13 protein-coding genes are annotated in these 14,485 nt (G+C 58.6%); 5 read left to right on the forward strand and 8 right to left on the reverse strand.

The window, feature by feature from the left end:
- The first annotated feature begins 56 nt into the window (after nt 1-56).
- The 3 genes from ACR0E2_RS05815 to ACR0E2_RS05825 all read left to right on the forward strand — a co-directional run bounded on the left by ACR0E2_RS05815 (nt 57) and on the right by ACR0E2_RS05825 (nt 2,354).
- Nucleotides 57-947: an NAD(P)-dependent oxidoreductase gene (locus ACR0E2_RS05815; protein ID WP_480445610.1), complete on the forward strand. Its 891-nt coding sequence runs from the start codon at nt 57-59 to the stop codon at nt 945-947.
- 11 nt (nt 948-958) lie between these two features.
- A complete protein-coding gene (locus tag ACR0E2_RS05820; RefSeq protein WP_480445612.1) occupies nt 959-1,822 on the forward strand; it encodes a sugar phosphate isomerase/epimerase family protein in 864 nt (287 codons plus the stop codon).
- A 112-nt stretch (nt 1,823-1,934) separates the two neighbouring features.
- Nucleotides 1,935-2,354, forward strand: coding sequence for a secondary thiamine-phosphate synthase enzyme YjbQ (locus ACR0E2_RS05825; protein WP_480445614.1), 420 nt, complete (start codon nt 1,935-1,937; stop codon nt 2,352-2,354).
- 30 nt (nt 2,355-2,384) lie between these two features.
- Here the strand turns inward: ACR0E2_RS05825 and ACR0E2_RS05830 are convergent, their stop codons facing one another.
- From ACR0E2_RS05830 to ACR0E2_RS05865, 8 genes are all read right to left on the reverse strand, one after another.
- Entirely contained in the window at nt 2,385-3,155 is a 771-nt protein-coding gene (locus ACR0E2_RS05830) for an SDR family oxidoreductase (RefSeq protein ID WP_480445616.1), read from the reverse strand.
- The gene (locus ACR0E2_RS05835; RefSeq protein ID WP_480445618.1) at nt 3,152-4,192 is read right to left on the reverse strand and encodes a zinc-dependent alcohol dehydrogenase; all 1,041 of its coding nucleotides are present in this window, start codon (nt 4,190-4,192) and stop codon (nt 3,152-3,154) included. The genes ACR0E2_RS05830 and ACR0E2_RS05835 overlap by 4 nt, the downstream gene beginning before the upstream one ends.
- Nucleotides 4,189-5,289: a mandelate racemase/muconate lactonizing enzyme family protein gene (locus ACR0E2_RS05840; protein WP_480445620.1), complete on the reverse strand. Its 1,101-nt coding sequence runs from the start codon at nt 5,287-5,289 to the stop codon at nt 4,189-4,191. The genes ACR0E2_RS05835 and ACR0E2_RS05840 overlap by 4 nt, the downstream gene beginning before the upstream one ends.
- Nucleotides 5,286-6,284, reverse strand: coding sequence for an ABC transporter permease (locus ACR0E2_RS05845; RefSeq protein ID WP_152458549.1), 999 nt, complete (start codon nt 6,282-6,284; stop codon nt 5,286-5,288). Before ACR0E2_RS05845 ends, ACR0E2_RS05840 begins: the two co-directional genes overlap by 4 nt.
- 3 nt (nt 6,285-6,287) lie before the next feature.
- The gene (locus ACR0E2_RS05850) at nt 6,288-7,265 is read right to left on the reverse strand and encodes an ABC transporter permease (protein ID WP_480445622.1); all 978 of its coding nucleotides are present in this window, start codon (nt 7,263-7,265) and stop codon (nt 6,288-6,290) included.
- Nucleotides 7,250-8,785: a sugar ABC transporter ATP-binding protein gene (locus ACR0E2_RS05855; RefSeq protein WP_480445624.1), complete on the reverse strand. Its 1,536-nt coding sequence runs from the start codon at nt 8,783-8,785 to the stop codon at nt 7,250-7,252. Before ACR0E2_RS05855 ends, ACR0E2_RS05850 begins: the two co-directional genes overlap by 16 nt.
- A 67-nt stretch (nt 8,786-8,852) precedes the next feature.
- A complete protein-coding gene (locus ACR0E2_RS05860; protein ID WP_480445625.1) occupies nt 8,853-9,827 on the reverse strand; it encodes an ABC transporter substrate-binding protein in 975 nt (324 codons plus the stop codon).
- Nucleotides 9,828-9,882: 55 nt separating this feature from the next.
- Nucleotides 9,883-11,349 (reverse strand): aldehyde dehydrogenase family protein, encoded by a 1,467-nt coding sequence (locus tag ACR0E2_RS05865; protein ID WP_480445626.1) that lies wholly within the window; start codon nt 11,347-11,349, stop codon nt 9,883-9,885.
- A gap of 166 nt (nt 11,350-11,515) precedes the next feature.
- On the opposite strand from ACR0E2_RS05865, the gene ACR0E2_RS05870 reads away from it, so the two are divergent.
- Nucleotides 11,516-12,616 (forward strand): LacI family DNA-binding transcriptional regulator, encoded by a 1,101-nt coding sequence (locus ACR0E2_RS05870; protein WP_253286093.1) that lies wholly within the window; start codon nt 11,516-11,518, stop codon nt 12,614-12,616.
- 10 nt (nt 12,617-12,626) lie between these two features.
- Nucleotides 12,627-14,264, forward strand: a complete 1,638-nt coding sequence (locus tag ACR0E2_RS05875) for a GMC family oxidoreductase (protein ID WP_480445627.1) — start codon at nt 12,627-12,629, stop codon at nt 14,262-14,264.
- Nucleotides 14,265-14,485 lie beyond the last annotated feature (221 nt).

Genomic DNA, 14,485 nt, shown 5'->3' on the forward strand with positions numbered 1-14,485 from the left:
ATCATTTTTCGAAACGCCTGCCATACGGCAACGGCGAAATATCGGGAGGAGCCCAAATGAATACTGCAGGCGTAATAGGTCTTGGCGACATGGGCAGCGGCCTTGCCAAGAACCTGATCAAGAATGGCTTCGAAACATCAGGTTTCGACCTGAGCGAGACGCGCATGACGGCATTTGCTGACATGGGCGGCCGACCCAAGGACAGCGAGGGACAGGTCGGTCGACACGCCGCCAGTGTGTTTGTCATGGTAATGAACGGAGATCAGGCCCGCGATGTCATTCTGGGTGAAAACGGGCTGGTTGCGAACATGGCCAAAGGCGGAACGGTCATCCTGTCGGCGACCATTACCCCGGCCGAAGCCCGCGCCATCGGGCAGGATATGGAAGGCTCAGGCATACATCTGATCGACACGCCGGTCTCAGGTGGGTTTCCCGGCGCGCAGAACGGCACATTGACGATGATGGCTGCCGGTGCTGCGGATGTGCTGGACCGAAACGCCGAAGTCATGCAGGCAGTGTCTGCAACAATTCATCGAGTCGGAGAAAACGCTGGCGACGGGCAAACCGTGAAAGCCTGCCTGCAATCCCTGATCGGATCGATCTTTTCCGCCACATTCGAGGCTGCGGCCCTGGCGGCCAAAGCCGGTGTCAGCGGTCAAGCATTGCTTGACGTGTTCTCATCCTCCAGCGCGGGGTGCGGTGTGGTGAATACCGCACTTGAAAACATCATTGATCGCAAGTTCGAGGCTACCGGCAGCCACATCGCAACCATGCACAAGGACCTGACGATCTCTCTGGCAGTGGCCGGTGCATTGGGTGTTCCGATGCACACAGCCTCGTCCGCAATGCAGATCTTTCACGCCGGAAAAACCAAATACCCGAACGGCGACAATTGGGTGTGTACGCGCGTCATCGAAGAGATCGTTGGCGCAGAATTGCATCGCTGAGGGGGCTGAACATGAAACTAGGTGTGATTTGCGACGGCATTTCCCGCGATTTGCGGCATGCCGTGGACGTTATGGACGAATTCGGTCTGGACTATGCAGAGCTTCAGTTCGTTGGCGACACCGAGGTCGGGGACCACTCCCCGCAGCAAATTGCCGAGATCGACGCGCTCTTGCGCGACCGGGGCAAGCCTGTGTCCTGTCTGTCGCGTCATATCTTTGCCGGGATGACAGCTGCCAACAGGTCCGGTGACGACCTGCACACTCGGCACATGGACGCCTTGAAACGCGTAATCGACATGGCGCATGTTGTTGGTTCTCCGCTGGTTCGGATCATGACCCAACGAAAAGAGCAGATACTCTGGGGAAAAAACGGCGCCGAAAAGTGGAATGTAGCACATGGGGTATGGGACTCGATGCCTCCGTTAATCGCGCCAGCGGTTGAACTGGCAAGGGCCGAGGGCGTGACGTTAGTCGTAGAAACCGGAAACGGCACCCTGGTTAACTCCAACTATACAGCCCGCAAGCTGATTGACGAGTTGGACGCAAAAGATGCTTTGAAGGTGCTGTGGGACCCCGGAAACAACTGCTGGTGCCATGAACTGGCATATCCGGACGGTTATGAAGAGTTGCGCGGTGGTTATCTGGGTCACATTCACATCAAGGACGTAAAGGTCGACACACCGCGGGCAACGCTGGAAGTGCGCCGCATAGGGGAAGGTCAGCTTGCGCCTCTGTTCCAACCCATCGCGGGCGCGCTCCGATCCGACAGCTATGATGGCGTCATTTCCTTTGAGAGTGTTTATCACCCCGGCAACGGAAATTTCGAAGAAGGGTTTCGTCTGTGTGTAGACAGGTTCAAGAGCCTGTTTGCATGAATGAAGCGCTAATGTACGTTATAAATCATACACTTGAGCCTCATGGTTGCGTGCCGAATGGGGTGCGGGTAGCTGGGCGCATTCGCGCAAGATCAAGGAAAGGGTCTGATGGATGAAGCAAGAGTTTTTTGAGCTGTCCATTGAAACGCCCGGCAAATCGCTCACCGACATCAGCGGGATTGTTCAGCGTGTGGTGTCCGAACATAGATTTGGCTCGGGTCTGCTGACCCTTTGGTGCGTCCACACAGGTGCCGCGCTGTTGGTGCAAGCCAATGCCGATCCCGAAGTGGTCAAGGATATCGAGACGTTCTTCGAGAAAATCGTACCCAAGTCACCAGGGAAGTATCACCACCGCCCGACCGAAGACGACAACGCCCCGTCGCATCTGCGGGCGCTGTTGACGCAAACTCAGGTATCGATCCCGGTCGAACAGGGGCAGCTTCCGCTGGGCCGCGTGCAAAGCCTGTACCTGTTCGAACATCGCGAGGCACCTAAAACCCGCCGATTGAAGGTGCACTACATCGGGGATTGATGCCTTGGGTCCCATGGAGGGTTGACGGTGCTACCGCCCCATCCAGCCCCCGTCGACGACAAGGATTTCACCGTTGACGTAGTCCGACGCGGCAGAAGCCAGAAAGACCACCGGTCCGGCAAAATCACCAGGCGTACCCCAGCGGCCCTGAGGTGTTCGTTCCAGGATCGACTTCGACCGGACCGGATCGTCCTGCAGGGCTTGGGTATTGTCGGTCGCGATGTAACCGGGGGCGATCGCATTCACATTCACGCCCTGCCCGGCCCATTCGTTGGCCAAAGCTTTGGTAAGCTGTCCAATCCCGCCTTTCGAGGCCGCGTAGCCCGGCACGGTGATGCCACCCTGAAATGTCAGCAGCGATGCAGTGAAGATGATCTTCCCCGAGCCGCGCGCCAGCATGTCCTTGCCGATCTCTCGGGACAGAACGAACTGCGAGGACAGGTTCACCTCGATCACTTCGTCCCACCAGTCGTCCGGGTGTTCGGCGGCGGGTTTGCGTTTGATCGTGCCGGCATTGTTGACAAGGATATCAATAGCTTGTCCGTCTGCCCTCAACTGATCAATAAACGTATGCAGCGCAGCGCGATCCGAGAAGTCGCATTGGTAAGCCCGGAAATTGCGTCCCATCGCCGTCACGGCTTTTTCGACATCAGACCCGGACAGCTCGAGCGAGGCCGACACTCCGATGATATCAGCTCCGGCCGATGCCAATGCCTCGGCCATGCCGCGCCCGATGCCGCGTTTGCACCCGGTCACAAGCGCAGTCTTTCCCGTCAGGTCGAAACTTTGCAAAACACTCATGAACGCGGTCCTACTTCGATCAGGCTTTTCATTGCGGTTGGGCTGCGATCCAGTGCTTCGAACGCAGCCTGAATGTCTGACAGAGGACTGACGTCGGTAATCACAACGTCCGCGTCCACTCCGCCCGAAGCGACAACTGCGATGGCTTTCTCGTAATCCTCCGGCTCATAGACCCGAGCACCGATCAGTTGCAGCTCTCGCCAGAAGAATTGGAACAGGTCGATCTGGGGCTTTTGGGCATGGATCGCGACCATCACGATCCGGGCCCGCGTCGCGGCAACGGCGGTCATCGCATCAACACCGGGCTGCGTTCCCGATACCTCGAAAACCACATCCGCCCCTTTGTCGCCCGTGCGCGCGTTGATCGTCGTCACCAGATCGGTTTCGATTGGGTTGATCGTGTCAAAACCAAGCTTTTCAGCAATCGCCAGACGGTTCGGATTCACTTCGGAGATCACGACATTGCCACCCGCGTCCCGCGCGACCATGGCAACCAGTATGCCGATCGGGCCGCCGCCGATGACGACAACGTCCTCGCCAGGTTGCAGGCCGGATAGCCGCACATCGTGGCAGGCAACGGCGACCGGCTCGATCAGCGCCGCGTGATCCATGCGCAAGTCATCCGGCAGAACGTGCAACGTGTGGGCCGGAACAGTCCAGATCTCTTGCATCGCGCCATCGGTGTCGAGGCCGAGAAACTTGAGATTCTGACAGATATGCTGATGCCCCCGCTTGCAAGCTGGGCATTCTCCGCAGTGATCAAGCGGTCGGACAACGACCTTCCGGCCGGGTTCGACCGTATCGACGCCCTCGCCCACCGCTTCGACGACACCTGACATCTCATGCCCAATCACACGGTTCAGGCCGACGCGGGCATCCATGTTGCCGTGGTAGACGTGCATATCCGTCCCGCAAATCCCGCAATAGGCAACGCGAATGGAGACCTCGCCGGGGCCCGGAGCTGTCGCCGCGGCCTGTTCTACGGCAAAGCTCTTATTGCCCCGATAATACGCCGCAGAGATCGTCTGGGTCGTCATGTATGCATCTCCCTGTGTTCCGCATTCAGTTTGTCCCAGTCGAATTCCACTCCGGTCCCCGGCGTATCCGGGGCCACGGCCAGGCAGTCTTCCACGACAAGCGGACGGGTCGTGTACTGGTCTATCGGGAATGAGTGTACTTCCAGCCAACCCGCATTGGGTTGCGCCGAAACAAGGCTGACGTGCAGCTCCTGCATACCATGGCTACAAACCGGAATGCCGTGCTGGGCACTCAGCGCGGCCACGCGCAGCCAGCCAGTGATCCCGCCACAGTTTGAGGCATCGGGCTGGATGAAACTCAGCTTTGCGTCTTCGAAGGCGTACTCGAATTCGTGAATCGTGTGCAGGTTTTCACCCATGGCAAGGGGAACGCCCGTGGCTTCGGCAATTCGGCCATAGCCTTTATAGTCGTCTGGAATTGTCGGCTCCTCGAACCACAGGATATCGCAGTCGGCGAACCCTCGGGCGGCCTCGATGGCCTGCTCGACGCTCATGGAGTAATTCGCATCGACCATGAAGAACCGGTCCGGCCCCAGCATCTCGCGCACTGCCCGGGCACGTGCAAGATCGTCGGCCAGATCCGGTTGCCCAACCTTGATCTTGACCGCGTTGAACCCACGCGCAAGGTAGCCTTCGGTCTGCCGCAGCAGTTTCTCCAACGAGAAATTCAGGTCGATCCCGCCGGCGTAGGCCTTGCACCGTTTGGACGCTCCACCAGCCATTTGCCACAGTGGTGCATTCTGCGTTCTGCCACGAATGTCCCAAAGGGCAATATCCACGGCCGAGATGGCGAACGAGGCGATCCCGCCCCGTGCAACGTAGTGCACATGCCATTGCATGGCATCGTACAGGCTTTCGATCTGTTCGACGTCTTGCCCAACCAGGAACGGCGCTAGGTCATGCTGGATCATCGCCAGAATGGCATGACCGCCCTTGCCGCCCGTATAGGTATACCCAACCCCCCCGACCCCATCCGTCGTTTGAATGGTGACGGTGATCAATTGAAAGAACGTGTGATCCCCATGTTTGGCATCGACCAGGACTTCGGCGAGCGGGACGTTGAACAGCCGCGCTGAAACACTTTCTATGCGATTCACGAACCCAAGACCTTCTGCTGCCTGGCAATAACCCGAGACTGTAAAAGGATGACCGCAAAAAGAAAGCCTCCACGTATGACCATCTGCCAATAGGCACTGAAACTGATGGTCCCCTGACCGTTTTCAAAGTTCAGAACGTTGAAGACCAGCCCCAGCAGCAGCGCGCCGGCCACCGTCGCGGGGATCGACCCCATTCCACCCGTCAACAGAGTGCCGCCCACAACGACGGATGCGATGGCCGACAATTCCCATCCAATGCCCTCAAGGGGTTGTCCGGCTCCAAAGCCCGAGGCCAGAAAGACGCCAGCCAGTCCGGCACAGCCACCCGACAGCAGGTAAACGAAAGCCTTGGCTCGGTTGACTTTCAGGCCCATGAGGTTCGAGGCATCCTCGCTGCCCCCGATCGCCAACACGGTCCGCCCGATGGTTGTTCTTTCCAGCACCAGCCAAAGTGCCAGCGTCAGTCCGGCCACGATGACGATTGCCCATGGAAACAGGCCGAACGCCTGTCCCATGCCAAGTTTGGTAAAGTTCGACCCCCAATCGACTGAAATTGTCTGGGCGCCCGAAATCACCAATGCGCCGCCTTTTGCGGCAAGCATCGTCGCCAGAGTGGCGATGAAGGGCGGGATGCGAAGGATGATAATGCAAAAGGCGTTGATCGCTCCGAAGCCCACCCCGGCAAGTACAGCCCCCGGCAGCGCAACCTGAATCCCGTATGGGCTGAGATAGGCCGCAACAACCGAGGTAAAGGCCGCCACGGATCCGACCGACAGATCAATCCCGCCGGTCATGATCACAAAACACATGCCAAGCGCAATCGCGATGAACATCGCGTTGTAATTCAGGAAAGACGAGAAGTTGTAGGCGCTGCCAAAGTTGTCATAGCGCATCAGCCCGAACAGGATCAAAGCCAGAAGTGCGATCCAAACCGTCACCGAGGCAGAATTGCGCCGAAGGTACTTTCGCAGGTCAAAAGCCGTTTCATCCAACATCGATCAAGCCCTCCGGAACTGCTGGACCCAAACGGCCAGGATAATGATGACGGCCTTGGCTATTAGCGCAACTTCGTCCTCTACCCCGTTGGCCAGCAACGTATATTTGACCAACTGGATGATCACGGCTCCCAGAATGGCGCCAAAGATCGGCGCCCGCCCGCCTTGTAAAATCGCCCCGCCCACAACCGCGGCCGCGATGGCATCAAGTTCCATCAGATTGCCGTTGCGCGCAGCGTCCGAGGCCGAGTTGATCGCAACCACGATCAGACCCGCCAGGCCCGCAAGCACCGCGCAGATGACATAGGCCCCGATCTTGACCCGCCGGACGGGACCACCCGACAGGTAAGCCGCGCGTTCATTGCCGCCTATCGCCAGCAGGTAACGGCCCCATGTGGTTCTGGTGATCACCCAGAACAGCACACAGGCAATGGCCAGCGCCAGCCAGCCTTGAAACGGCAAGCCAAGCACTTTTCCGGTTCCAAGATAACTGAATGAAGGGTTTGAAAATGTCTGTAGGTTCCCGTTCGTCAAAACCTGGGCAATACCGCGACCAGAGATGAAGAGAATGAGCGTTGCCACAATGGGCTGAACGTTCAATATGGCAACCATCACTCCGTTGAACACCCCGCATAACCCTGCGATGAACAGCGGCAGGATAATGGCCAAAGTGACGCCGAGCATTGGATTAGCGGTTCCCAGATCCGACAGAAATATCAGCGGGGCCAGCGCCCCCGCCAGAGCCATGACCGCGCCAACCGACAGATCAATCCCACCCGTGGCGATGACCAGCGTCATACCCATGGCCACGATGGCGATCGTGGCAACCTGGCTGATATTTACGAACAAAGTTTGCAGTTGCAGGAAATTGGGGGTGAAAAACGCGTTGAACACCAGCAGGGCGACCAACGCGGCGATGCCGCCGTGAAAGCGAAAGGGCATCGATGCAACCCGTTGCGGCAACTTCATTGCGCGGTCCATGAACCAGTTCCTTCTTCATGATGCGCAAGCGCGCGCACCAGTATGTTCTCGGTAATCCCGGGGTTTGTCAGTTCCTTGACCGAGCGCCCCTCATGCATGACAACGATGCGGTCGGCGCCTTCCACCAGTTCTTCGAACTCCGAACTGATGAGGACAACGCCGAAGCCCTTTTCGACATAAGACCGAATGAACGACTGGATCTCTCGCTTGGCGCCGACATCCACGCCTCGGGTCGGCTCGTCCAGTATCAAGATGTCGGGCTGCGTCGCCAGCCAGCGGGCAAGCAACACCTTTTGCTGGTTGCCGCCGGACAATTCGCGAATGGGCTGGTCCATATGCGCTGCCTTGATGCCCAGATCGTCGATGAACGCCTGAACGATCTCGCGCTCGCGGGCAAAGTCGATCTGACCACGGCTGGCCAGTTTCGGCAGCAGGGCCAGCGTCATGTTCTCGCGCACGGACATGTCTGGAATGATCCCTTCGGCCTTGCGATCTTCGGTCAGAAAGCCAACCCCGTTTGCGATTGCGTCACCCGGACCGGACGGTTGCCCGACCGCACCGTGCAGCTCGATTACGCCGCTGCGTGCCCCGTCTACACCGAACAAAGCGCGCGCCGCCTCGGTCCGACCCGAGCCCAGAAGCCCGCCCAGCCCAACGATTTCTCCGCGGTGGAGCGTGAGGTCAAAATGCGTCAGCCGCGGGCCTGTCGAAACAGAGTCGGCCCGCAAGACGATATCGCCTTTCTTGGCCTTTGCGCCGGCGAAATCCGTCAGACCGTCTGCCGCAATCTCGTCCTTGTTGCGGCCCAGCATGTCCGCGATCATTTCCAGTTTGGTCGTGTCCCAGACGTTGCGCGTGCTGACGGTACGCCCGTCTCGCATCGTTGTGACCCGATCGCAGATCTGGAACAGCTCATCGAGGAAATGCGAGACATACAGGACGGAAACGCCCTGTTTCTTTAACTCGCGTACCACACCGAACAGAACTTCGACTTCGCTGGCATCCAGTGAAGACGTTGGTTCGTCCATGATGACCAGTTTCGCGTCCAGCGAAACGGCCCGCGCAATTGCAACCAACTGCTGGATCGCTGTCGAGAAATTTCCCAGCGGCTCGGTCACGTCGATATCTATGCCAAAGCGCGCAAGAACCTCGCGTGCGCGCCTGTTGCCCTCACGCCAGTCGACCAGAAAGCCGAGACGTTTGGGCTCGTACCCCATGATAATGTTCTCGGTCACTGACCGCAGAGGCACAAGGTTGAGCTCTTGATAGATCGTGGCAATTCCGGATTCCTGTGCTTCGCGCGGGGTGGAAATGCGGCTTGGCACACCGGCCAGATGGACGTCACCGACATCCCGGTCGTACACTCCGGTCAGAACCTTGATCATCGTCGATTTACCCGCACCGTTCTGGCCGATCAGCGCATGAACCTCGCCGGGTGCGATCTCAAGGCTGGCCTGGCTGAGTGCCGGTACACCGGCAAAGGACTTTTCAATTCCCGACATCGAGACGAGCGCATTCATGAGATGTCTTCCTCCGATTGCTTGCAGGCGGCGCCGACCACAGGCCAGCACCACCCACCAGGGAGAATCAATAGGCTTCGTCGATGTGATCGGCCGCATTGTCCTTGGTAAAGATGCGATCTTCGACCTTCACCCATTCCGGGATCGTCTCGCCAGCCGCGTATTTCTTCATGACTTCACAGGCCAATGGGCCAAAGAAGGGCGAGCTTTCCACCGTTACCCCCATCTTGCCATCGATAATGGCCTGAAGCGCGTCGCGTGTCCCGTCGATCGAAACGATGGTCACGTCCTCGCCGGGCTTGCGGCCAGCGAGTTCCAAAGCCTGAATCGCGCCGATCGCCATCTCGTCATTATGGGCGTAAACCACGTTCACGTCTGGATGCGCCTGAAGCAGGGTTTCCATCACCTGACGCCCCAGGTCGCGTGCAAAGTCCCCGGTCTGAGAGGCCACGATCTCAAAGCGGTCATCCGCTGCAATCGCGTCGTCGAAACCTTTTTTGCGGTCATTTGCAGGTGAAGACCCTGTCGTGCCTTCCAACTGTACAATGATGCCTTTGTCGCCGTCGAAATTCTCTATCAGCCATTGCGCGGCCCGGTTGCCCTGATCAATGAAGTCGGACCCAAGGAATGCCACGAAATGCTCGCCCGGCTTGGCAACGGCCGGATCAACCGAGCGATCCACCAGAAAGGTCGGAATGCCGGCGGCACGAGCCTTCATAACGGCCGGGATCAGCGGCTTTTCTTCCCGCGGGGGCAGGAACAGAACGTCGATACCTTGCGCGATCATGCTGTCCACATCCGCAACCTGCTTGGCAGCAGATCCAGCCGCATCCGTCGCGATCAGATCCCAGCCACAGGCCTCGGCCGTGTCATGGAACGATTTCGTCTCAGCAATGCGCCACGGATTGTTCGACTCCATCTGCGCAAAGCCGACCTTGTAGCGATCCTTCTGCTCAAGCGGTGGTAGATCCTGTGCCATCGCCGTAGTGCCCAAGAGCGCACCCGCGACAACAGTCGAGATCAAAAGAGTTCTGCGTTTCATGGTGATTCCTCCTCCATTGGTGCGGTCGCCTCCGTTTTGACCGCAAGTTTTCAGGTCATGCCCAATTCATGTAAGTCGTCTGTTTCCTCAGATAGCCATCGAAGCCATAAGCGCCGTCTTCACCCCCAACACCGGACAGCCCCCAACCGGTGTGAAATCCCTGCACGGCTTCGCCATTCGAGCGGTTCAGGTACAATTCGCCGAACTTCAATCGGCTCGGGGCCTCCATCAATCGGCGGTGCGATGCCGTAAAGAGATAGGCAGACAGCCCGAATGAAGTGTCATTCGCAAAACTTATCGCCTGATCAAAATCCTCGACTCGCATGGCTGTCGCGACGGGACCAAAGACCTCCTCTTGCATCGCGGCATTGCCGTTGTCGGAGACCTCGAGAACCGTCGGGGACATCCAGTGCCCCTTGCGATGCGCACCGTCCGTCAAGGGCCCACCTTCGAGATGGACCGTGGCACCTTCGGCGATGCTGCGTTGGATGATATTAGCGACCTTGGTCACCTCGACTTTACTGACTTTGGGACCCAGATCGCAGTCTTCCATGGGATCCCCGATCGACAAAGCGCGGGCTGCGGACACGAATTTTTCAAGGAACTGATCCGCAATGTCGTGATGCAGATACATCCGCTCGTTGCAGGTACAAATCTGGCCGCAATTGGCAAACCGGGCGCCAATGGCGGCCGAGACTGCGGCATCAATATCCGCATCCTCCATCACTATGAACGGAGCCTTACCGCCAAGCTCGAGCCGGACAACCTTGATCCGGTCGGCCGCGGCGCGAAATATCTCTTTCCCGGCGCGTGTGCTGCCGGTCATCGTGATCAGTGACGTATCGGGGTGTTCGACCAGCCGCTGCCCCACCACCGGCCCCTTCCCCGTCAGAACATTCAGAACACCGGGCGGAAACCCGACCTTGTCGGCAAGCTCGGCGACCGCAAGACCGGACAACGGCGTGATTTCGTGCCCCAACAGAACAACGGTGTTGCCCGCGACCAGCGCGGGTCCGACCTTCCTGGCGGCCAATGCCAATGGGTAGTTCCAGGCCGTCAACGCAACGACAACGCCATAAGGATGACGCCGGATCTGAATTTCCTCGGACTTGTTGTCCGATGCCACTATGTCACCCGAAATCCTCCGGGCCTCTTCAGCTGCATGGCAAAGAAAAGTGACGGCGGCATCTACTTCACCTCGGGCTTGCGAGATCGGCTTGCCCTGCTCGGCCGTGATCAGAGCTGCCAGACGACCGGCGTCGGCCCGGATAGCCTCGGCGAGCTTCAGAACCAATCGCGCCCGCTCGATCGCCGGGCGCGAACACCACGCGCCAAAAGCGCGGCGGGCCGCGTCGACCGCTGCATCCGCATGAGCGGCAGTGCCGTCTGGAACTTGCGCAACGATCTCTTCATTTGCAGGGTTCTCGACGTCAACCGTGCCCGCGCCAAAGTCGGCAAAGCGGCCATCGACAAACATCGAATGGCGAATGACTTGACCCAACTCCCCCACTACAGATCGCAATTTCGCCTCCCGCGCTTGCTCGGCCAAACCACAGTGGCGACCGCACCGTCGATCAAAACACTAATAATATTATTTCGTCAACACTAATATTAACTATTAGTTACTAATATTAGTTGCACGCCTTCTGCATAGTCGATAAAAAGGATGGGAACAAAAAGGTTGAGCGATGAACAATCAAGCGAACAAAGCCGGGCAGCACAGGGGTGTGGGACGAGTCGCGGGCCGGCAGCGCGTAACGATGCACGACATTGCACGCGTCGCCGGATGCTCGCAGACGACAGTATCGCTGGTCCTCAACAAAAACGATTCCGTCAAAATCTCCGAGGACACCAAGCAACGAGTCCTGGACGCCGCCAACACGCTTGGATACGCCATGCCCTCTCAACTCAGGAAACCCCAGGACAACGCGCGCCGGCCCGCGGCGCTGGACGGAACCATCGCTTTTGTCGTAGATGATCTGGCGTCGAGCCCCGAAATGGTAAACGCGTTCAACGGCGTGAAACAGGCCGTTCGGGACACCGGAAATCTTGTATTGCTGGCAGAAACCCAAAACGACCCCGAGGTCGAGCCCAGAACGCTTAGATATTTCCTCGACCAACAGGTTGCGGGCATCATTTACGCAACCGTTTTCACCCGGCGGGTGGTTGTTCCGGAAATCCTCAGGCAGACCGCTACCCCGGTTCTGCTGCTGAACTGTTTTTGTGACGACCTCTCTTTTCCTGCGGTGATCCCCGGCGAAGTCGCTGCTGGACATACGGCGACCAACGCCCTGATCAAGGCTGGGCACAAGCGAATCGCCACCATCACCGGCGAGCCGTTCATGGAATGCGCCGCAGGACGAACGACCGGGTATAGAAACGCTTTGGCTTCTGCCGACATTCCATTTGACGAGGACTTGGTCATCGAAGGCAACTGGCTGCCCAGCGCAGGCTATGCTGCCACGCGTGAATTGATGGACCTGCACTCTCCGCCAACCGCCATTTTCTGCCAAAATGACCGCATGGCGATCGGCTGCTATGAAGCGCTCAAGGAGCTTGGCCTGTCCATCCCCGAGGACATCTCGGTCATCGGATTTGACGATGACGAAACCGCGCGACACCTGTCGCCGCCCCTGACCTCGATGATCCTTCCTACTCGGGCGATGGGACGCTGGGTCGTCGAACAACTGTTCCACGGACCAACTGATGGTCAGCGGCACCCTCTCGTGAAGCTTGAATGCGAACTGGTCGAGCGCGACTCGATCAGCGAACCCAAACGCCGGACCTGAAGGCGAAATCATGACGGAAACCTTCGATCACATCGTCATCGGCGGCGGCTCTGCCGGCGCCGCAGCTGCAGCGCGACTGGTAAACCAAGGCAAGTGCAGGGTTCTGGTGTTAGAGGCCGGTCATTCGCATCGCCATCCGTTGCTGGACATGCCGCCGGGCATCTTCAAGATGATCAACGGGTCAAAGTTCATGACCTATCACAAAACTGAACCGCAAGACCATCTGGACGGTCGTGTGCATGACATTCCGCAGGCCAATGTGTTGGGTGGCGGGTCTTCCGTTAATGCGCAGGTCTATATGCGTGGTCGCCCTTCTGATTATGACGCGTGGGACGACCTGCTACGACAGACCAACGACGGGGTCGGCTGGGGATGGGACGATGTGCTGCCCTATTTCCGCAGGATGGAAGACAATAACAGGCTTCACAATGACCTGCATGGCAGCGATGGTCCGGTGCAGGTTTCGGATCCAGGGCATATCGATGACATGTCCCGTTGGTTCGTCCAGTCGGTTCAGGCCCTTGGCGAACCATTCAACACGGACTTCAACGGCGCTACGCAGCGTGGTGTCGGGTTCTATCAGTTCACCAATCGCGCTGGAAAGCGCAGCTCGTCGGCCTATGCTTTCCTCGCCCCTCTAGAGATGAACCCGAACTTGACCATCCGGCTTGGCGCAACGGTCAGCAAAGTCATCATTGAGAACGACAGGGCCGTCGGGGTGCAGTACCGGGACAAACGCGGAGCAAACACCGTCCGGTGCGATGGCGAGGTTGTCCTTGCTGCGGGCGCTCTGGTCACGCCGAAAATCCTAATGCTGTCAGGTATCGGACCGGATGCACAACTTGCAGAACACGGTATTCCCGTCATCTGCCCATTGCCCGGCGTCGGACAGAACCTGATCGACCACCCCGAAGTTCCTATCACCGCCTTTGCCAATGGTCCTTACGGATATTTCAAACAAGGTGAGGGCTGGCGGATGCTGCGCAACGGCATCCAGTTCAAACTGTTCGGCAGCGGCCCGGTGACTTCCGCCGGGGTCGAAGCCGGCGCCTTCGTCAATCCGTCGAACCCCGATGGAGAGCCGACCATTCAGGCCTTTTGCGTGCCTATCGTCTATCTGGATCGCGACGCGCTGGATGAGGTGCAGGATGACTTTGGCCTGACCGTGACGACGGTGGTGGTCAAACCGAAATCACGCGGAGAGGTTTGGCTTCGCTCGGCCGATCCTCTCGCCATGCCGGTGGTCTCGCCCAACCTTCTGAAGCATGAAGACGACATGCAGGAGATGATCCGGGGGCAGCGGTTCTTTCGCCGGGCATTCACGTCCGGCCCGCTTGCGCGAAGGATCCGCGAAATCGTCATTCCAACAGCGGATGACGATCAGACGCTGCGAGCACATTGCAAGCGGTTCGTGAAAACCAACTATCACCCGGCGGGCACCGCGAAAATGGGCCGGGACGGCGACGGAATGGCCGTGCTGGACGCCAGAATGCGCGTGCGCGGGATCGAGAACTTGCGGGTGTGCGACATGTCCGCCGTGCCGGACATCAACGCCGGCAACACAAACGCGCCTGCCATGATGCTGGGTGAACGATGTGCCGACCTGATCCTTGGCATCGGATCGGCCCGCGAGATACGCAATTCCTGACCTGAGCTGCGGCGTCACCATTGGTCGATCCAACTTCTGGCGCAATGATATGGCCCCCGCCCTGCCCGTTGCAACGAAAACAGAATACCCTGCCTCAAGCCGTCAGGACGTTCCCCGCCAAAGGTGCAGGAGCGTGTGGCAAACGCCCTACAGAAAGTTGTCCCGCCCGGGCGTGAAACAATCGATCAACTCTCCGGCAGTCAGGCAAACACATCCATGGC

It is taken from the genome of Ruegeria sp. A4, from assembly GCF_056543025.1.

What these genes read in the sequence shown, in the direction of transcription:
- ACR0E2_RS05870 (WP_253286093.1), top strand. Translation starts at nt 11,516, where the DNA reads ATGAACAATCAAGCGAACAAAGCCGGGCAGCACAGGGGTGTGGGACGA.
- ACR0E2_RS05820 (WP_480445612.1), top strand. Translation starts at nt 959, where the DNA reads ATGAAACTAGGTGTGATTTGCGACGGCATTTCCCGCGATTTGCGGCAT.
- ACR0E2_RS05875 (WP_480445627.1), top strand. Translation starts at nt 12,627, where the DNA reads ATGACGGAAACCTTCGATCACATCGTCATCGGCGGCGGCTCTGCCGGC.
- ACR0E2_RS05835 (WP_480445618.1), bottom strand. Translation starts at nt 4,192, where the DNA reads ATGACGACCCAGACGATCTCTGCGGCGTATTATCGGGGCAATAAGAGC.
- ACR0E2_RS05860 (WP_480445625.1), bottom strand. Translation starts at nt 9,827, where the DNA reads ATGAAACGCAGAACTCTTTTGATCTCGACTGTTGTCGCGGGTGCGCTC.
- ACR0E2_RS05815 (WP_480445610.1), top strand. Translation starts at nt 57, where the DNA reads ATGAATACTGCAGGCGTAATAGGTCTTGGCGACATGGGCAGCGGCCTT.
- ACR0E2_RS05845 (WP_152458549.1), bottom strand. Translation starts at nt 6,284, where the DNA reads ATGTTGGATGAAACGGCTTTTGACCTGCGAAAGTACCTTCGGCGCAAT.
- ACR0E2_RS05825 (WP_480445614.1), top strand. Translation starts at nt 1,935, where the DNA reads ATGAAGCAAGAGTTTTTTGAGCTGTCCATTGAAACGCCCGGCAAATCG.
- ACR0E2_RS05855 (WP_480445624.1), bottom strand. Translation starts at nt 8,785, where the DNA reads ATGAATGCGCTCGTCTCGATGTCGGGAATTGAAAAGTCCTTTGCCGGT.
- ACR0E2_RS05830 (WP_480445616.1), bottom strand. Translation starts at nt 3,155, where the DNA reads ATGAGTGTTTTGCAAAGTTTCGACCTGACGGGAAAGACTGCGCTTGTG.
- ACR0E2_RS05850 (WP_480445622.1), bottom strand. Translation starts at nt 7,265, where the DNA reads ATGGACCGCGCAATGAAGTTGCCGCAACGGGTTGCATCGATGCCCTTT.